General features: G+C 40.2%; 14 protein-coding genes. 8 read left to right on the top strand and 6 right to left on the bottom strand.

What is annotated here, in order from left to right:
* Positions 1-3: 3 nt before the first annotated feature.
* The 3 genes from BM736_RS10440 to BM736_RS10430 all read right to left on the bottom strand — a co-directional run bounded on the left by BM736_RS10440 (position 4) and on the right by BM736_RS10430 (position 3,219).
* Positions 4-1,305 carry an efflux RND transporter periplasmic adaptor subunit gene (locus BM736_RS10440; RefSeq protein ID WP_076411607.1) on the bottom strand — a complete coding sequence of 434 codons (1,302 nt, stop codon included), beginning with the start codon at positions 1,303-1,305 and terminating at the stop codon, positions 4-6.
* Positions 1,305-2,633, bottom strand: coding sequence for a TolC family protein (locus BM736_RS10435; protein WP_083700044.1), 1,329 nt, complete (start codon positions 2,631-2,633; stop codon positions 1,305-1,307). The genes BM736_RS10440 and BM736_RS10435 overlap by 1 nt, the downstream gene beginning before the upstream one ends.
* A gap of 223 nt (positions 2,634-2,856) precedes the next feature.
* Complete coding sequence (locus BM736_RS10430; RefSeq protein ID WP_076411602.1) at positions 2,857-3,219, bottom strand: hypothetical protein; 363 nt, start codon at positions 3,217-3,219, stop codon at positions 2,857-2,859.
* A 327-nt stretch (positions 3,220-3,546) separates the two neighbouring features.
* Here BM736_RS10430 and BM736_RS10425 point away from each other — a divergent pair, with 327 nt between their 5' ends.
* The 5 genes from BM736_RS10425 to BM736_RS10405 all read left to right on the top strand — a co-directional run bounded on the left by BM736_RS10425 (position 3,547) and on the right by BM736_RS10405 (position 9,946).
* The gene (locus BM736_RS10425; RefSeq protein ID WP_256717781.1) at positions 3,547-4,494 is read left to right on the top strand and encodes a GGDEF domain-containing protein; all 948 of its coding nucleotides are present in this window, start codon (positions 3,547-3,549) and stop codon (positions 4,492-4,494) included.
* Positions 4,495-4,965: 471 nt separating this feature from the next.
* Complete coding sequence (aspA, locus tag BM736_RS10420) at positions 4,966-6,411, top strand: aspartate ammonia-lyase (RefSeq protein WP_076411599.1); 1,446 nt, start codon at positions 4,966-4,968, stop codon at positions 6,409-6,411.
* Positions 6,412-6,625: 214 nt separating this feature from the next.
* Entirely contained in the window at positions 6,626-7,792 is a 1,167-nt protein-coding gene (locus BM736_RS10415; protein ID WP_076411596.1) for an FAD-dependent monooxygenase, read from the top strand.
* 174 nt (positions 7,793-7,966) lie between these two features.
* Positions 7,967-8,578 (top strand): protein-disulfide isomerase, encoded by a 612-nt coding sequence (locus BM736_RS10410; RefSeq protein ID WP_076411593.1) that lies wholly within the window; start codon positions 7,967-7,969, stop codon positions 8,576-8,578.
* Positions 8,579-8,857: 279 nt separating this feature from the next.
* The gene (locus BM736_RS10405; RefSeq protein ID WP_076411590.1) at positions 8,858-9,946 is read left to right on the top strand and encodes an NAD(P)/FAD-dependent oxidoreductase; all 1,089 of its coding nucleotides are present in this window, start codon (positions 8,858-8,860) and stop codon (positions 9,944-9,946) included.
* A 17-nt stretch (positions 9,947-9,963) separates the two neighbouring features.
* On the opposite strand, the gene BM736_RS10400 is transcribed toward BM736_RS10405, so the two are convergent.
* Positions 9,964-11,646, bottom strand: coding sequence for a sensor histidine kinase (locus BM736_RS10400; protein WP_143562377.1), 1,683 nt, complete (start codon positions 11,644-11,646; stop codon positions 9,964-9,966).
* A gap of 200 nt (positions 11,647-11,846) precedes the next feature.
* On the opposite strand from BM736_RS10400, the gene BM736_RS25150 reads away from it, so the two are divergent.
* A complete protein-coding gene (locus BM736_RS25150; protein ID WP_179079038.1) occupies positions 11,847-11,990 on the top strand; it encodes a hypothetical protein in 144 nt (47 codons plus the stop codon).
* A 1,356-nt stretch (positions 11,991-13,346) separates the two neighbouring features.
* Here BM736_RS25150 and BM736_RS10395 read toward each other — a convergent pair.
* Positions 13,347-14,639 (bottom strand): site-specific integrase, encoded by a 1,293-nt coding sequence (locus tag BM736_RS10395; RefSeq protein WP_076411587.1) that lies wholly within the window; start codon positions 14,637-14,639, stop codon positions 13,347-13,349.
* 659 nt (positions 14,640-15,298) lie between these two features.
* Between BM736_RS10395 and BM736_RS10385 the strand changes: the two genes are divergently transcribed.
* Positions 15,299-16,867 (top strand): DUF3369 domain-containing protein, encoded by a 1,569-nt coding sequence (locus BM736_RS10385; RefSeq protein ID WP_076411583.1) that lies wholly within the window; start codon positions 15,299-15,301, stop codon positions 16,865-16,867.
* A gap of 12 nt (positions 16,868-16,879) precedes the next feature.
* On the opposite strand, the gene BM736_RS10380 is transcribed toward BM736_RS10385, so the two are convergent.
* The gene (locus tag BM736_RS10380; RefSeq protein ID WP_306170160.1) at positions 16,880-17,353 is read right to left on the bottom strand and encodes a hypothetical protein; all 474 of its coding nucleotides are present in this window, start codon (positions 17,351-17,353) and stop codon (positions 16,880-16,882) included.
* A 259-nt stretch (positions 17,354-17,612) separates the two neighbouring features.
* Between BM736_RS10380 and ccoN the strand changes: the two genes are divergently transcribed.
* Positions 17,613-19,040: a cytochrome-c oxidase, cbb3-type subunit I gene (gene ccoN, locus BM736_RS10375; protein ID WP_076411580.1), complete on the top strand. Its 1,428-nt coding sequence runs from the start codon at positions 17,613-17,615 to the stop codon at positions 19,038-19,040.
* The last annotated feature ends 9 nt before the right edge of the window (positions 19,041-19,049 follow it).

Here is a 19,049-nt window from a genome sequence, read left to right as displayed (position 1 = left end):
CTCCTAATGCACGTGCTTCGCGGCATCTTTCATGATGTCAGCTTTTAATAAGTAACTATTTTCAGTGACATATTCAGCATCACTATTTAAGCCTGCTAATACTTCGACAAAGACGCCATCGCTGTCACCTAAGGTGAGTGTTCTGACTTCAAAAGTATTGCCGTGCTTGATAAAGACAGCTGGCTTATCGTTGAAAGTCTGTAGCGCATCAACACGAACAGCAAGTGGTACAGGCTTAGACCCTGTTTCAATCTTGGCTTGAATGTGCATACCTGGTCGCCAGTGACCTTGCTTATTATTAATCACAGCGCGTACTCGGGCGATATGTCCGCCAGTCATAGTTGGTGCTATGTAACTGATTGTGCTCTGTGCAAAAAGGGGATGTTGACTGTGAGAACTGCTGTGATTGTCACCGTGATCATCGCCAATGCTCACTTTTTGGCCTAAGTTAAGCTTCTCAATATTTTTTGGAAATGCCGATAGGTCTATCCACACATTAGAGAGATCGCTAATACGAAGCAGTGAACGATTAAAGGTATTATCACCTAGGCTTAGAAATTGCTCGGTAACTTGGCCATCAGCAGGGCTAATGACTTGATAGGTCTGCAGTGTTGTAGAGTTACGCACTGTTGCTATGACCTGGCCTTTAGTTACGCTATCTCCAATGGTGACATTTAATGATTCTATGACTCCTGCATAAGGGGCATTTACATTAAATTCCTTATCCGTTATTGGGGCAACGATACCAAAAAGGGTATCAATAAAGACTAAAGTTTGGCTACCTGCAGTTTGGGTTTGCACGCCAGAGAGCTTAAGCAAACGATCATTAATCTCAGTGCGACCAGTAAAGTTATCGTAGTGCCAGTCAAAGTTTTTGCCATTAAAGCTCGCATGAACTTCAACTTCAAAGGAGTGTGGTTCGGCAATACTGACTTCACTGACAAGGTAATCTTCTTCAGGGGTAAAGGTAATTTTATCTGTGTTATTGCCTAAACGGTTAAGTAGCAGTTCCAATTGCACCTCATTTGGCGCAATTGGCTGATCTTTCTGGTAGGCATAAACTCGAAATTCAGCTGGGATCCCAGATTCAGCCATGGTTATCTCGATTGAAAAGTCTCCCTCTTGCACCAGCCTGCCACCATGAGGCCCCTCTGGAATATGTTCCTCTTCCTCTTCATGGCCGTGACCATGGTCGCCACTGGCAAATGCAGAGTTAAGCGTAAACACAGATATCAAGATTAAACCAACAAGCAATATAACGATTGAGCGGATTTGAGCTGAGCTTTGTGTGAAATTAGCAGACATTATTGATTCTCCAGTGCCACAGATGTGCTGATGTGTGTGGCTGTCATAGATTGACCTGTAATACGTTCAAGTTCGAGTAGCTGCATATAAGCCAAGGTATTGGCTTCTATGAGTTCACGCTCGACACTGACAAGCTGAGATTGTGCATCGACAAGCTGAAGTACGTTGATTTGACCGGCTTGATAAGCTAATTGGCTATCATTTAATAAACGCTGGGCCATAGGCACTAGCTGTTGCTTCAATCTTTGCGCTTGTTTTGCGTTATTTAGCATTGCTTGATGAATTGCCATAAGCGTAAGTTTGATTTGACCACGGGCTAATCTTTGTTGTTCTAATGCCATATCCTCTTTTGCCTTAGCCGCAAGAATATTGCCTTGGTTAGGGTTCGAAAGGGGAATGGGCATTGAGAAATTGAACATTAAGGCGCCATCATCAAAGCCATCAACCCCTTTTACGCCCATCCCTAAGGTAATATCGTATTGCGCTTTTGATTCTTCCATGCGGCGTTTGGCGTACATTAAACGCTCAACACTTAAAAGAGCTAAATATTGAGGCGCGCTCTCTACTGCATTAAGTACGCTGGCTAAGGTTGGTAATTGCTGAAGTTGGCTGAGCTCACCGCTAACATGGTTAAATGTCGGTTCACTAGACCACATAGCGGCTAAACGATATTTGGCTACCTGCGCTTCACCGTTAAGTTGCTGTTGTGCGGCTTTTGTTTGGTGTAAGCGTAAAGCGAGTTTACTCACATCGGCTTGGGGGACAGCGCCAGCTTTAGCCCTGAGCTCTATCGTGTTTAAGGCTTTAGATTCAAGTGCTAAACGCTTTTCGCCCCATGCCTGCAGCGCTTGCAAACGCAGCACTTGATAATAACGTTCAGTGGCATCAGACATGATAGCTAAACGTTGTTGTTCATACCGTCTCATTTGCTGTTGTTGTTGCGCTTGTGCGAAATCAACGCGACGCTGACGTTTGTCTCCAAGTTCAATAAGCTGGCTTAAAGCTAAAGTCACTTCAGCATTTTCAACGCCCTGCATATTGCCAGTTCCGAGCACATTTTCAACTGACATTGAAAACTTTGGATTGGGGGTGATGCCAGCTTGTATTGTTGCTGCTTCATTCGCTCTTAACTCATAGGGATAAGTTTTGAGTTGAGCATTATGCAGTAAGGTTTGTTCAAGCACCCAAGGTAAACTGATACTTGGCTGCTCATTGATATTCGAGGTCTGTGCTAATGCTTGACCAGTTAATAGGGCAAGCATGCATAAACTCACTGTGACCAGCGAACGTCTGCAGGCCACAAGCGTGATCTCTTGGTATCTCTTCACGAGAATAAACTCCAATAAAAGTAGAACGATTAGATGGCAAATAGCATCATTTAATCGAAAAATATCTGTAAGTCATTAATTGATATACTAATAGCAGGTTGCAAACTCAACAGATATCACCCAATGTTCTCGATTGATAACGTGTTAAACAGGCATACGCTGCCAAGTAACAAATTGGATTTGTTACAAGCTAAAAATTACGACAGAAAAAATGTAATGGAGGTTAAGCGTGTGGAGGAGGTATGGGCGGTGCGTAGTTTCGATTTTGATATGAAACCATAAACTGGCTAGCACCATCGACTTGATTAAAGTCTAGAAAGAAACTGAGCTCAATAGGGGGATGACAAGAGGTGTGAAAATCACTGTCATGTTCTTGATCCGATATGCTTCTAGCATGTTTGCATTGGTGCCCTTGAGAATGGCAACAAGACTCAGTTTGTTCTGAATTAAGACTTGATAAGTGAGTGCTTTGTTCATTGAGATGTATCTCAGATGCAATACAGGTAGGGAATAGCTGCGACACAAACACCACCAGTAATAATACTAGTGTCAACTTAGATTGGAACATCTGTGTTGAATGGCTCATATTGCGAAATTTTATAACCTAATTGTTAGCTGATGCGCATTAAAACAGAGTCACAGGATAAGGTCTAGCATGAAACGAATAAAAGGTGTAAATCGTATCTTAAAGATGCAATTAACGTGAGCTTGCTACAAGAAATGGTTGCGACTAAATGCCATGAACGCTTAAGTGGTTTGTTTTTACACAGCTGTAATGGTCACCATATTGTAATCAACTTGTACTGTTGATATTGACATTGCTTTACAAAAATCCAATGGCACAGTGTTATCAAGGTGTGAATAAAAATAGAGGATAGGATATAATCTACAAGAGTATGTAGCAGTAGGGTGTATGAATAAAACGATGACTCATGATGTAAAGAGTAACTCTGTAGATATTCAGGTCCCTGATCTTCTCTCCTTTTTATCAAGTAATAGCCCTGTATTGCAGTTAATGATAGATACATTACCTGTGCCGATCTTTTATAAGGATGTTTCGGGTATTTATCTCGGTTGTAATCATGCTTTTGAAGATTTTATCAAATTAACTCGTCAACAGATGATTGGCCGCAGTGTGTTTGAACTGTTTGATAAGGAGTTGGCGGAAGTATATCAACAAGCCGATCAAGCATTGTTCGATCATCCTGGTATTCAAGTTTATGAAAAACAGATCCGCTCAACTCAAGGAGATGAACTGTTTGTTAAGTTCCATAAGACCAGCTTTTTAGATGATGAAGGCAATGTTGCCGGGCTCATCGGTGTTATTTTTGATATTACCGCGCAGAAAAAACTGGAAGCAGTATTAACAAAGCAAGCGACCATTGATGATTTGACGGGTTTATACAATCGCCGGGAGGGTTTAAGGCAGGGAGATATCCATTACAGGATATCCTGCCGAGGAGAAGGTCAGTTTGCCGTACTTATGTTAGATGTCGACTATTTTAAGAAAGTGAACGATCAATACGGCCATGTTGTTGGTGATCAGGCACTTAAGTTTATCGCCAAAACGCTCTTGTCACACAGCCGCGTTACCGATGTGCTGATACGTTATGGTGGTGAAGAGTTTATGATTTTAGTGTCCGGTTGTGGTGAAGATGATGCCACAGCATTGGCGGAGTCATACCGTGAAACCTTAGCCACTAAAACGATGCCACTCGATTGCGGAAAATCGCTAGCGCTCACTGTAAGTATCGGCATATCTTATTTTAGAAACCAAAGCTTTAGTGCCATGATCCATGAAGCGGATACGGCACTTTATGAAGCAAAAAGAAGAAACCGAAACACTGTCTGCAGTTACTAGTTAACCAAGAGGTTAGAGAGAATAAACCGTTTACCCCAGGGCGGTTTTAAACGAAGCTTAAAATAGCTTAACCAATTTTCCCTTCACTGATTTACCCTTTAGATAGTCCCATGTTACCCTCACCAGCACTGTTCTAGATAGCAAGATTAGATAGTATACCAATTCGATTAAAAAGTTGACCATTCAGCGGGAGTTAAAATCGCTGTAGGCAAGTAAGTGGATTGAAGCTAATAGTTATTCTATTCCGAAAGCCACATACGCGGTATAAAGTGATTATAAACCCGCACTTCGTGAGCTTCTCAGGACTTCCACTCCTGCGTTGCATCACCTCAAAAGGGAATAACCATTTCTTCAGCGATGCGCCTTGGATCGAAATCCCTGAGAAAACTCTGAATTGATCACATGTTTAATGGAACTGGTATTAGTTAACGACCTCATTTCAAACGACAATAAATAAAAGCAGACCCCAAAATGACAGTAATGAATTCAAGCTTCGCAGAAGGCACTCGCTCAGAAAACGATTTATTAGGTTCAAAAGAGATCCCTAATGATGCATATTTTGGTATTCATACCTTAAGAGCGATAGAAAACTTTAAAATTAGCAATGAAAAGATTGGTGATTGTGTCGAGTTTGTACGGGGCATGGTAAAAACTAAAAAAGCCGCTGCGATGGCGAACTCTGAGCTTGGTACGATTCCTGTTGAGATAGCACAGTCCATTATTAAAGCATGTGATACTTTGCTTGAGAGTGATAAGTACTACTCACAGTTTCCTGTTGATGCATTTCAGGGCGGTGCAGGCACTTCAGTTAATATGAATACTAATGAAGTGATAGCAAACATTGCATTGGAACAAAATGGCCAGGCAAAAGGAGCTTATCAATTTATTAATCCCAACGATCATGTCAATAAAAGCCAAAGCACCAATGATGCTTATCCCACCGGTTTTCGTGTTGCTTTGTTTGAACGTACAGATACGGTCATTGATGCTTTATCACAGCTTATTGAAACATTTATGCTCAAGTCTGAAGAGTTTAATGACGTACTTAAAATGGGACGAACTCAGCTACAAGATGCCGTGCCTATGACGTTAGGACAGGAGTTTCGCGCTTTTGGCATTACCCTCAAAGAGGAGATCAAAAGCATTAAACGCTGCCAGGAGTTACTGCTTGAGATTAACTTAGGCGCAACGGCGATTGGTACGGGATTAAATACACCTGATGGCTACTCTGAGTTGGCAATAAGTAAGCTGGCACAAATAACAGGGCGTGCCTTTGTACCTGCTGAAGATTTAGTTGAAGCGACATCTGATTGCGGTGCATATGTGATGCTTTCAGGTGCACTTAAACGCTTTGCGATTAAGTTATCAAAAATCTGTAATGATTTACGCCTTCTATCATCAGGACCTCGTACAGGTCTTAATGAGATTAACTTACCTGAAATGCAAGCAGGGTCTTCAATCATGCCGGCAAAAGTTAATCCAGTGATCCCAGAAGTGGTGAATCAAGTTGCCTTCAAGGTGTGTGGTAATGATCTTACTATTACCATGGCGGCTGAAGCTGGCCAGTTACAACTGAACGTCATGGAGCCAGTGATTGGCCAGAGTTTATTTGAATCTCTTACACTACTTGAAAACGCCTGTTATTCATTGAAAGACAAATGTATAAAAGGCATTACAGCTAACCGCGAAACGTGTCAGGAGTTTGTCTTAAATTCTATAGGCATCATTACCTATCTAAACCCATTTATTGGTCACCATGAGGGAGACATAGTGGGTAAAATTTGTGCTCAAACAGGTAAAAGTGTTCGTGAGGTTGTATTAGAAAGAGGGCTACTTACTGAGGCGAAGCTTAATGAAATCTTCTCAATTGAGAATTTGATGAACCCTCAATATAAAGCTGAACGTTACAACAAATAACAGAGATATCCATTGTCGCTAAAAAGGTCTATCAAGCAGTTGATAGGCCTTTTTTGTCTCTTCTATCCCGCCTAGCTATGGGCTTTGAGTTTTTTGACTTTAATCTTAAAAAGCGATATCCATAACCACAAGGCTGTTAACCATATGTAGCCACATTGTATTTGACGTGTAAACTGTGACATACTCCAAGTATCTGTTATTGAATGTCTTATTTATGAAATTATTGATTGTTGGTGCTGGTATTGTTGGTTTGTCTCTAGCTCGCCGCCTTGATGAGCTTTGCATTGATTATGTGATGATCGAAAAATCAACTGGATGGTCATCTGATGGGGCCGGGATCTGCTTACCTGCAAATGCAGTCGCTGGGCTGGAACGTTTAGGCTTAAAAGACCAGGTTGTTGCTCAATCCCATCAAGTAAAGCAAGTAAGTTATGTTAAACCTAATGGTAAAGTTCTCTCATCAGCTTCATTGTTAGATGAACCGTTAAGCAAACAGCCTTTTCTGGCGTTGCCTAGATTTAAGCTCCTTGAAATTTTGCGTCAAGGCATGGATGAGAAAGTTAGATTCAATACTCAAGTTGCAAATATTGAACAAATAGAGCAGGGGTGTTTAGTCACCTTTGACAATGAGCTAACCGCTCATTTTGATCTTGTTGTTGCCGCTGATGGAATCAACTCAGACATTAGAAACGAGCTTTTCAGCTCACCTGAACTCGATGATATGGGAGTGACCAACTGGCGCTTTTTAATTGATCAAGATGATTCAGATCTTGAACCAACCTACTATCTAGGGTCTGATAATTTCTTTATGCGCTATCCGATGCCCAATAACCAAGTATATTGTTATGCGCATATTTTAGATGATATTAAGGGCAAGTCGCTGACTGATAATAGCTTTGGTAATACGTTAGCTAATACTCAAAGTGGTAAGAAAGCACTTTTAGCGAGCCGTTTTTCCAGTTTTGATGAAAAGGTACAGCAAGCTATTTCATCGATAGATTGTGATACAGCACTTATTCAAGGTCGATTAAAGTCAGTGACATCAAGAGAAGTCTATATAGGCAATGTGGTCTTAATTGGCGATGCACTTCATGGCTGCCCACCTTCATTGCAGCAGGGCGTAGGGATGGGGTTAGAGGATGTACATTGCTTAGCTGATCTTTTAGAGAAAGAGACAAACGTTGCAAGCATATTACACAGCTTTAAAGCTAAGCGTCTTAAACAGGTATCTTGGGTTGTTGATGAGTCAACTCGCGTGATCCGTTTAGCATCAAAAGGACGTTTCTGGTTAGGGCGCGTCATTAGAAATATAATTGTGCGTGTCACGGGTCCTGCAAATGTCAACGGATGGCGCAAATTGCTGTTATGGGATAAAAACTAGAGATACGTATCCTTCAAGGCACGCGGATAGAAGTTTTATTCAGACTGTCTAGCAGATTTAGCCAATTTTTATGCCAGCCCTTGCAAGTGTGTATCAAATCTGCAAACTTGGATTGAATATTGAGAGCAAACTAATTAGGATCGTCCCATCTAATTACACACAAGACTTAATTTAATGACCACTGAGCTTTATTTTATCTATGATTCTCACTGCCCTTGGAGCTATGCAACGACTCCTTTAGTGAATGCGCTGTTAGAAGCGCATCCTGATATGAGCGTGCACCTACTACACAGCGCGCACTTTATCGGCACTGATAGTGCTGGTGAAGAGCAGATGGAGGAGGTCGCAAGGCTCAGTGGACTTAAGTTCGGCAGAGATCATATCCGCTATGTAAATAGCCCAAAAAGTTCAATTAAAACTGCGAACTTGATGGGATGGATGCAAAGTAAGCAGCCACAAAAGCTATTACCGGCACTTAATGCGCTTCAGAAAGCCCATTTTATCGAAGGTAATCCATTAGATACCAAGCATGATTTCACCGACATTATTGAGAAGTTTAAACTCTCTCCATCTAATAAAGTCTTTAAAGACGAATTGAGTAGTGATGCTGAGTATGTACTTGAAGATATTGCAGAAATACAGCAGATGATTGGTACTACAGCTTTTCCTGCTTTAATCATGACCTTAGATGATCAAGCTATATTTATCGATCACTCTCAGTACCTAAGTGACCCGCAGGCGGTTGTTGCTGCTGTAGCAAAAGATATTGATGCGCTCAATCAGTAACTGAGGCTGTATAGGGCTTTATGCAAGCTTAGTTTTATTAGTGATTTAAACTAAATAGCTAAGTTCAAATCACTTAAACTCAGTGACTCATATTAATGACTAAAACCACGGCGATGACCGTGGTTTTTTTATGGGGTTCAGGCTCAATTCGCTATCTGTATAAAGAGTATGCCTAGCTTTACGGTTAATGTTTAAACCTTTTAGCTGCATTGTCAGGTTATGTCGCCTTATTCTGTTAGAATGCCGCGCATAATTATAATAATTAGCTATTTGGAGTTTATGAAAGATTTTATCATCATTGGCGCAGGGCAGTCTGGACTGTCTATGGCATACAACTTAGCACTGAACAATAAAGATTACCTGATATTAGACGCAAATGGTCACATCGGAGCGCCTTGGTTAAAACGTTGGGACTCTTTAAAACTCTTTACCCCGACAGAGTACAATCACTTACCTGGCATGCCATTTCCGTTTCCACAAGGCTATTACCCTAATAAATACGAAGTGGCAGACTATCTGAAAAGTTATGTTGAAAAGTTTTCCATGCCAATTGAGTTTAACCAAAGAATAACGTCAGTTAAAAAAGTTAACGGTATTTTTGAGATCACAAGCGAAACTGGCCATTACCAAGCTAAGCAGGTAATTATAGCAACCGGTCCATTTCATACACCGTACACGCCACCATGCCATGCTGATATTTGTAAAAGTGTTGTCCAACTGCACAGTGAACACTACAAAAATCCTGAACAGCTCCAAGATGGAGATTGCTTGGTCGTGGGCGCAGGGGATTCTGGCGTACAGATCTTATCTGAAATAGCAGACACTGGGCGTAAAGTGCACTTCTCTGGCACAGATAAAATCAAAGCTATTCCACAGTCATTTCTGGGTAAAACCTTATGGTGGTGGTTCACAAAGCTTGGGTTTTTATCCGTGAGCCGTTTTAGCAAATTAGGCAAATGGCTAAGTAAAGGCGTTCAACCAGTTATTGGTACTGATGTGAAGTCACTGCTAGCTAAAGATAATGTTATTCATATGGGCAGAACGCTATCGGCCGACCGAGACAGTATAAAGTTTCAAAAAGGCAGTGTTAGCAGTATTAAAAACATTGTCTGGGCGACTGGGTTTAAACCAAATTTTTTCTGGATTGATAATATAACTTTTGATGAGATGAACTATCCAAGTAATTATAGAGGCGTCAGCGATGATATGGACGGCTTGTACTTTATAGGGTTGCCTTGGTTATATACCCGAGGTTCAGCAACACTCGGCGGAGTATGGAAAGATGCTGAATACTTAATGGACTATATTCGCCAGAACAAAGAAGAGCAGGGTGTGTTTGAACAGTCGCAATGCCTTGTAAACTCATAAAAAGTGTTTTAACAGGCTTAGATTGAGTAATCTGAAGAGGTTTGATTATCATGAACACTAAATTTGATATCGAACCTCGTCCCTTTGTTGATTGTACTCTTGAGCTCAATTGACCCTTTTAAGCCTTGTATCACCTGGTTATAGATGATGTGAGCGCCAAGACCAACACAGCCGAGGTTTCGGCTTGTGGTAAAAAAAGGGTCAAATATTTTATCTTTTTGCTCATCAGTTAGCCCTTTACCATTGTCTTCATAAATCAAGTGAACTTGCTCATCAACGCAGCTAAGAGTGATCTTGATTAGTGCCTCTTTATTTTGGCTTTCCAATCGCTTGTCATTAACGTCTGTTTGACCACTAAAATCAAATGCGTGATTAACTGAATTAATAATAAGGTTACTTATAATCTTAGATAAGGTCTCAGGTTGACTGATTATGGTTAATTCACTATCACAATTTAAAATCACTCTATAGCGTGCATGTTTAAATGAGTCATTAACTGAAAAAACGATCCCTTCTAAACAGTCTTTAACCTTGAATTTTCTTATTCTAACACCCGAAGGTTCCACAACCACCAACTTGAAGCTACTGACAAGTAATGCTGCCCGTTGCAAATTTGAGGTGAGAAGGGCGCATGTTTGCTCGGCTGTGTCGATGAAGTACGCTAGTTCTTCAGGTGACAAGGTATTGTCTTTATAGGCTCGGTTAATCCTTTGGATATTTTGTTCAAGAAAAGTGCTAGAAGTTATACCAACACCTATAGGCGTATTGATCTCGTGAGCGACACCTGCAACGAGTTCACCTAGGGATGCCATTTTTTCTTTTTGAATAAGTTGTGCTTGAGTTGCTGTAAGATCAGACAAAGCGTTATTAAGATTATGATTAGCGCTCTCTAGGGCTTGGGTTCTATCTTGCACTGTCTGTTCTAAGTTACTTTGATAGTGCTTAATTTCCTTTAAAATTACGAGTCCTTCTAAGACTAAGAAAATCACGGCTACCAGATACGCCATTAACCTTAAAAGATGCCAGCCCCACCAAGCAAGATCCCATAATGCTGATTGCTCAAACATGATAGCAGCTGCGCCAAATAGCAAACAATTCATGCTAAAAAGAAGATCGTTAATATTATCGTTTTGTTTGTTGGTTTGAATCAGCTTAAATGCAGCGATAAAGAATCCAATTCCGCCGATGATATTGAGCCACATTGCTGTTTGAGTAAACACGCCATCACGCACCATTACTGGTATGAATGTTGGGTAGGCTAGACTGATAACTCCAACAAAAATTGAGGCTGTAAATACAATACATGGCGCGATAAAGTTATTCGATAGGCCTGATTTAGTAAATAAAAATGATGCGAAAAGCAGACCACCAAATAATGTCGCTAGGCTGTGTAGCCAAACAAATTGTTGACCTACTGGGACTATAGCGTGAAACCCATCTAGGGTTCCCATAGCAATCATTGCACAAGCTATTTCAATATTATGGCTGGTTCCTCGTTTACTTTTCTCAAAAACGATGAGTAAAAGAGCGAGGAAAAGTGCGATCGAAGAGCCAAACATCTCTATTGATGCATGAGCTTCTGGCATAGACCAAATATTTGATTTAAGAACTGTGTTACTAACAATAAGTGCAGCTATGTGAATAAATAGACTTAGGCCTATGGTTAGCCAGATAATGAGTTGTGTTATAGATTTATCCAAGATAAAGACCAATTGCGTTAATAAATACGACAAAGAACCAATCAAACTTGTATGGATAGCATGCACTAGCTGAGAATGTTCTTAGCCGAAGTGTAGTTCGCTTACCATTATTTTGTATGAGCTTTCTAAGCTAAATAACGATATTGCTCTACAATTTAGTTTGCTTAATAGAACCCTTACTCACTTGGGAGGCGTACTCTATGAGTAAGTTACAGCTAGAGCCCATGACTATCGAAGTCGATGGTATTAAATACCCAGAATGGATTGAAGGCGTAAAAGGTTTTTGGGATTTTAATCGAGTAACCGATTCGAAAAACCTGAAAACTATGCAGCCAATTTTATAGCCATTAATGAGACTAGGTATAAAGATGGTGTTTATCGCTTAAGGCAATTGCATTGAACAAGCCAAGCTTTAAGCTCTCACATAGGTGTGCGCACAATGTATATTATGTTAAATTGGGTTTGTGTGCATATATGTAGTTAATGGCGAATGAGTTAGCATTCTAGAGTAATTATAAACCGCCATAGTCCCTAGCCTGTAGTACATAATTGCTCATTACTTGAAACAATACCTCGGCTCGAACCATTACACAGTTATAAACAAAGCATTTGTATTAGAGTGCGTTCATTAGTGCTTGAGTTCAAAGTCCTAGCCTATTTTTAAAATGAATCTAATTTAAATATTCCAGTACTCAGCCCCTAAAGATTACTGAGCATTGCTTAGCTCTGAACTAAACAACAAATAAACTAGGCAGCAAAAGTCGGTTAGATGAAATTGTTGCTGTGTATTATTCCTGAATGTTCACAGAGCTATTCACTAAGCGCGATTTAGTCGAAGCTATTTACTAATGTTTAATACTAACTGCTTCACTGAGCACTGATCTTTAATTTTGCCCCTTAATAACGCTGCGCTACGTAAAATCTAAGCACTGATGACCCACAAAAGTTTAAATTACGCACGTACAAGCGCTTAATCTTATGTACTTTTCTAGCTTAACGCTTATCAAACCTGGATTGTGTAAGTTGAAACTACACAGGCATTGAGGCTTTAGTTTTGAGACCTAAGTTTAAGGAGCAGTTTTTAGGAATGGCTTCTAGTCATATTTTTAATATAGTTTTTTCATTGCTGTTGCCATAGAGCTATGATCGATAGCTCTATGATGGTCTCGTGGCCTAAATAATCATTAAGGATATAAATGCTCAGTTAAAGTAAGTTTCAGTTGCTCATATTTCTTAAGTTCAAGCTACTGGCTACTGGCTACTGGAAGCAAGGTTTATACTTGTTTTAGTCAGTTTGCTGTTCAAATAAGTCCTGATACTAGCCATTGTATATGGCAAAAGTCCAAGACAAGTGAACCAAATCAGTAACCTAAATATGAGACTTGAATAGTGATCATAGTGCTTAGTACTAACCTAAAACATCACAGCGATGTGAGTAACACAGGTTTTATGTACAAGTAAGTCATTAAAAGACAGGGTTTTATCGTTAATATAATCATCTAACAAATACGTGGATAATTATCTGTCGAGTTAAATATTTGTGTAAAATACAGCCCTATTTAGATTTTTTGTTCAATTGCCGATAATGACACTTATCGGCATTAACTTATGCGAACTTATGTATGTAAAGTCTGGACTGTTTAGAATTATTATGTCGCAACATGAAGAAGTATTGGTGTCCTTCCTGAAGGACTATCCATTTAGTCTATGCCTTGTAGATGGTCGAGTGGTTTATTTTGAGCACTCTGATGCCGCTCTATTTGGGATGTATGTAGGTATTGTGATGTCGTATCGATACTTTCATGACCGGCATCGGCTTGAACATGCGATAAAGGTCTGCCGTTTAAATTAATATCATGGGTAATGCCTGTATGGCGAATATTATGAACGCTCAATGCCCTCATCTGCTTTGCATCATCATTGAACCCATCATTTTCGGCACAGATAGCAGCATGTTCAATGATCTTTTCAACTTCCTCTCTGATTTGGCGTATACCTAAATTAGCATTAAGGGTACCAGCTTCCCTTCCCCGTCCTGCAGCTTTACGGCGAATAAACAAAGGTTGCGACTCCCCTGCACTTGGATAATCAGTAAGTTTTAGATAGCGCCTATATTCCACTAAGCCAGATAGTAATGCTTTAGATATAGCAACGCTACGCCGCTTTCCACCTTTACTTAGTGGAATGTGAAAGCTCCATATCCCAGTCTGCATATCTTGTTTAAATTGACTCATCACTGGAGAGTAACCTGCCCTAGCCCCAACTTCTGATACCCTTAAATAACAGGAGTAGATAAGTTTGATCATAAATAAACTACGTTGGTGTATTTCAGGTTGATCTTTAGCTAGCTTCTCAACGACTGCAATTACATATGACCATTGAAGCTCAGTAAAAGCGAGCATGTTACTATCTTCAGTATTGACGCGGTACTTCTTCTTAGAGGAAAAACGACTGTGATTCATCCATGCTTGAGCTGGGTTACGCTCGCAATAATCTTCACTCATTAAATAACTATAAAAAGATGAAAGTATAGCGACCTTAGTCTTGATTGCATTTTCACTTAATGAATAAGGTAACTCCTCCCCTAATTCTTTTTTACCAATAAAAGGACGCCAAGCAAGATTAGGGAGTCTCTGTCCCTCTTCCTTATTCAACTTAAATTGAGCAACGTTAAAGTAACCAATCAAATCTTTAGGTGGGTTTTGACAGTAACTGATGTAACGGCCCATCTCTCTTCGAGTTAATGCTGCAGGTGATTGAAGCGCTACATCAAAGCACCAATGGAAAAAAGTCGTGAGCTCGCTGCGATACGCTTTATAACTGTTTTCATTATGTTGTTGCTCAAACAGCAATTCACATGCGTGTTCATAGATTAAACCTGCGTCACCAACGTGGCTAAGGCTAACTTGGGTAATATATTGGTTGATGACACTATTACCAAGTTCTATATATTTCGCTGATTCAAAAAGAGGCAGAACAGGCGGCAGTTGCATGAATGAGTACTCGATTCCATCTTCTAGAGACGGATTTCATAAGGTTTACAGGTAAGACATTGATCTTAGCAATGTCATTTGATGTTTTCTATCAGAAATTACCCTCTTTTAAACCAGCACCAGTTTAAACAGCTTCAAGTATTGCTAGAGCAGCCTCATGGAACTAGTTGTGATATTTGTCTTTGATTGACTTGTTATTTCTTCAACTTGTTCAATACTTGTATTTGACTTAAAAGTTGCAGTGCCTTGGCAGTCAGCGGCGCAGCTTGATGCACAATCATTAGTACAATTAATTTTTTTGCTACAGCACCAAAGGCACATTTGCCAGACTTTCTGTTTTGATTCCTGATCAAGGCAACGAAAGTCAGCGGCGCAAAGGACACCAGACTGAATAAGTTGGGTCAGTTTTTGGGTAGATATTGAAAGGTTTACTCTTTGAGTACTCATTGTGAGCTCCTTAGATGTTTAGAGAACAATTCTACAACTAAATGCGAATCATTATCAATGACAAGGTATCCACTTGATATCATATGTCAAAAATATTAAGAGGTAGATGTCGACCCTTAAGAGTTTTTTTGTACATTTTTCCACTGTCCTGAACATTGTTCTACACTCAATGTATAGGGATGAAAGTTTTTAAACACTATTGAGGTTGTCTAATGCTGATCGATATAGCAAAGAAAAGCCCCCTCTTTTCAGGTAAGAAGAAGACACCAACAGAGAGTTCCGGTCCTGCTTGGCGGATCCTGATTGTTGATGATGAACCAGATGTCCATACCGTGACTAAGCTTGCCTTGTCACGGTTTAAGCTTGATGGCCGCTCTTTAGAGTTTATTAACGCTTATAGCGGTGAAGAAGCAAAACAAGTTTTATTAAAAGAGAAAAATGTTGCGATGGCTTTTGTCGATGTCGTAATGGAAAGTGATCACGCAGGTCTTGAGTTAGTAAAATGGATACGCGAAGAGTCCAAAAATAATGCCATCAGATTAATCCTTCGTACAGGCCAACCAGGTCAAGCCCCAGAAGAAGATGTCATCGTTAATTACGATATCAATGATTATAAAGCTAAGGCTGAGTTGGACTCACGCAAGTTAGTTACAAGTGTCTACTCCGCCCTACGTTCATATAGAGATATCATTGAAATTGAAAATGCTCGCGCTAACCAAGTAAAACATCGCAAAGGCTTAGAGCGTGTGTTGCAAGCTACATCAGGGCTGTTTGAATTACGCACATTACATAATTTTGCTGATGGTCTCTTAACCCAAGTCGCTAATCTACTGAACTTAGATACCGAAACCTTACTACTTTCATGCAACGCGATGGATGCAATGAGTGAGGACGTAAATACCGACGGCATGCACATTCTAGCTGGTACTGGCCAATTTTCTAGTCACCATGACAAACCTGTTCCTGAGCATATTAAACTCCTACTGGACGAAGCTTTAAAACAAAAACGTTGCTTATATGAAGATGATTGTTTTGTGGGTTACTTCCCGGCTAAAAGTGGTTGGATAAATCTGCTTTATATGGACGGTATAAGCAAAATTGATGACTTAGATAAAAAGCTTGTCGATATTTTTGCTATTAATGTTGGCGTCGCTTTTGAAAACCTCCTCCTTAATAAAGAGTTAGAGGATACGCAATCTGAACTTATTTTACGTTTAGGTGATGTTGTTGAAAGTCGCTCTAAGGAAGCGGCCAACCATGTGAAAAGAATGGCAGAGTATTGCTATCATTTAGCATTACTTTCAGGATTAGAGATGCATGAAGCTGAGCTAATCAAGCATGCGTCGCCTATGCACGACATAGGTAAGATTGCCACGCCTGATGCTGTATTACTTAAGCCAGGTAAGCTTAATGATGAAGAATGGGAAATTATGCGCCAACACCCTGCGGTGGGACATCAGATACTAGCTAACTCTGAGCGACCTATTCTCAATGCTGCTAGTGTGATTGCACTACAACATCATGAAAAATATGATGGTTCAGGCTACCCGTCTGGCCTAAAAGGTGACGATATTCATGTGTTTGCTAGAATCGTAGCTATTGCTGACGTGTTCGATGCACTGTCACATGCTCGTTGCTACAAGCCTGCTTGGCCGATAGATGAAGTAATGAAAGTAATGAAAGAAAGCTCAGGGTCACACTTTGACCCTGCATTGCTAAAATTATTTATCGATAACATTGATGTATTTTCAAAAGTTAAAGATGAATGGACAGACGATTAAGGGCCGTAATACCTATTTGTTAATTTTATTATTATCGGCAAGGAAATCGAAAATGGCGACATGTTGTTCGCCATTTTTTATGAAAGATACAAAAGTTCGCCATACCATGTAATTACTGCTACATGAACCAAAGATAAATTCACCGTTATATTCGGTTTCATTGGTTTGGGTTATATTTACCGGAATAATGCCCATAAACATGTCTCTACCTTCAACATGAACTTTAACATTTGAAATCGGTTCAGAGCTTGATATTGTTAAAGTTAATGGTTTTTCGCTGGGTGTGGATAAAGGGGTAATTAATAGAGATAATTGTATATTATCGACTTGCTTTGTACATGCTGCATAGTGGAAGTTACATAGGGAGTTATCTATAACTAATGGAGTAGTTTCCTGCTTTTTTTCAGGTGTGCAAGCTATGCAGGCAAACATTAGAAATAGCGCAATAATACTGGCTTTACAGCTGGCTAAGTTAACTGGTAGCACAAAAATTAACCTTTACATTAAAAGTGTTTACATTCTATGGCGTAGGTTGATCTAGATCAACATTTCACGCCTCACATTTCCTATCTTTTTTGACATGGCTCAAGTATCATTGCTTTACCTTGTTAATAATACAATTATTGCAGGGATACACGTTGACACATAACAGCTTGTTCCGTAGGGAACCGGTTTTTGTGTCATTTTAAGAGTAAAGACACCATTTACTTAATAATAAGTATAAGTAATAAGCAGTGGAAGCAATATGATGAATCATTCCCAGCCTCAAGGCGCTGATTACAATTACACCGTTGTACGCCAATTTGCACTCACAACCGTATTGTGGGGAATAGTTGGAATGTCAGTCGGTGTATTGATCGCGGCGCAGTTAATCTGGCCACAACTAAACTTCGATACTCCATGGTTAACGTATAGTCGTCTAAGACCACTACACACCAATGCCGTGATTTTCGCGTTTGGTACTTCAGCACTCTTCGCAACATCCTACTATATCGTTCAACGCACCTGTCAAACCAAATTATTTGCACCAAAATTGGCTGCATTTACTTTTTGGGGTTGGCAAGCAATTATCCTATCAGCAGTAATCACTTTGCCTTTGGGCATTACTAGTGGTAAAGAATATGCTGAATTGGAATGGCCAATAGATATCGCTATTACCCTAGTCTGGGTGGCTTATGGCGCAGTCTTCTTTGGTACCATTGTCAAACGAACCACCTCACATATTTATGTGGCTAACTGGTTCTTTGGTGCTTTCATTATAACCGTTGCTGTTCTTCACATAGTTAACTCTATGGCGATGCCAGTCAGCATGTGGAAGTCATATTCTATCTATGCTGGTGCTGTCGATGCGATGGTTCAATGGTGGTATGGTCACAATGCCGTAGGTTTCTTACTTACAGCTGGTTTCTTAGGTATGATGTACTACTTCGTTCCTAAGCAAGCTGGACGACCTGTATATTCATACCGCCTGTCAATTGTCCACTTCTGGGCATTGATTGCACTATATATCTGGGCTGGTCCTCACCACTTGCACTACACTGCACTTCCTGATTGGACTCAGTCGTTAGGTATGGTGATGTCGCTTATTCTGTTTGCTCCATCTTGGGGTGGCATGATTAACGGTATTATGACCCTATCAGGTGCTTGGCATAAGCTAAGAACTGATCCTGTATTGCGATTCCTTGTTGTTTCATTGTCTTTCTACGGTATGTCTACCTTTGAAGGCCCAATGATGGCAATTAAGACGGTTAACGCATTGTCGCACTATACAGATTGGACTGTCGGTCACGTTCACTCAGGTGCACTAGGCTGGGTTGCTATGGTTTCTATTGGTTCTCTATATCACCTTATCCCAGTACTTTACGGACATGGTCGTATGTATAGCACTAACCTAGTTAACGTTCATTTTTGGTTAGCAACAATTGGTACGGTTCTATATATCGTTTCAATGTGGATCTCTGGTGTGATGCAAGGTCTTATGTGGCGTGCAGTTAACTCTGACGGCACTTTGACATACAGCTTCGTTGAAAGTATTGAAGCGTCATATCCATTCTACTTCGTCAGATTCATCGGTGGTTGTTTCTTCGTTACTGGTATGCTGCTAATGGCATATAACGTAATCAAGACAGTTAAAGCACCTAAAGAATCTTTACCTGCGTTAGCAGAAGCATAGGGGGAGAAC

Source organism: Shewanella sp. UCD-KL12, from assembly GCF_001957125.1.
GTDB lineage: Bacteria > Pseudomonadota > Gammaproteobacteria > Enterobacterales > Shewanellaceae > Shewanella.
Note: the sequence above shows the minus strand (reverse complement) of the source record. Positions and strands in the feature narration are given on the sequence as shown.

Bases quoted from the DNA above. Each gene is read 5' to 3' on its own strand.
- BM736_RS25150 (WP_179079038.1), top strand. From the start codon at position 11,847: ATGAGTAAGTTACAGCTAGAGCCCATGACTATCGAAGTCGATGGTATT.
- BM736_RS10430 (WP_076411602.1), bottom strand. From the start codon at position 3,219: ATGAGCCATTCAACACAGATGTTCCAATCTAAGTTGACACTAGTATTA.
- ccoN (WP_076411580.1), top strand. From the start codon at position 17,613: ATGATGAATCATTCCCAGCCTCAAGGCGCTGATTACAATTACACCGTT.
- BM736_RS10415 (WP_076411596.1), top strand. From the start codon at position 6,626: ATGAAATTATTGATTGTTGGTGCTGGTATTGTTGGTTTGTCTCTAGCT.
- BM736_RS10440 (WP_076411607.1), bottom strand. From the start codon at position 1,305: ATGTCTGCTAATTTCACACAAAGCTCAGCTCAAATCCGCTCAATCGTT.
- BM736_RS10405 (WP_076411590.1), top strand. From the start codon at position 8,858: ATGAAAGATTTTATCATCATTGGCGCAGGGCAGTCTGGACTGTCTATG.
- BM736_RS10395 (WP_076411587.1), bottom strand. From the start codon at position 14,639: ATGCAACTGCCGCCTGTTCTGCCTCTTTTTGAATCAGCGAAATATATA.
- aspA (WP_076411599.1), top strand. From the start codon at position 4,966: ATGACAGTAATGAATTCAAGCTTCGCAGAAGGCACTCGCTCAGAAAAC.
- BM736_RS10410 (WP_076411593.1), top strand. From the start codon at position 7,967: ATGACCACTGAGCTTTATTTTATCTATGATTCTCACTGCCCTTGGAGC.
- BM736_RS10425 (WP_256717781.1), top strand. From the start codon at position 3,547: ATGAATAAAACGATGACTCATGATGTAAAGAGTAACTCTGTAGATATT.
- BM736_RS10385 (WP_076411583.1), top strand. From the start codon at position 15,299: ATGCTGATCGATATAGCAAAGAAAAGCCCCCTCTTTTCAGGTAAGAAG.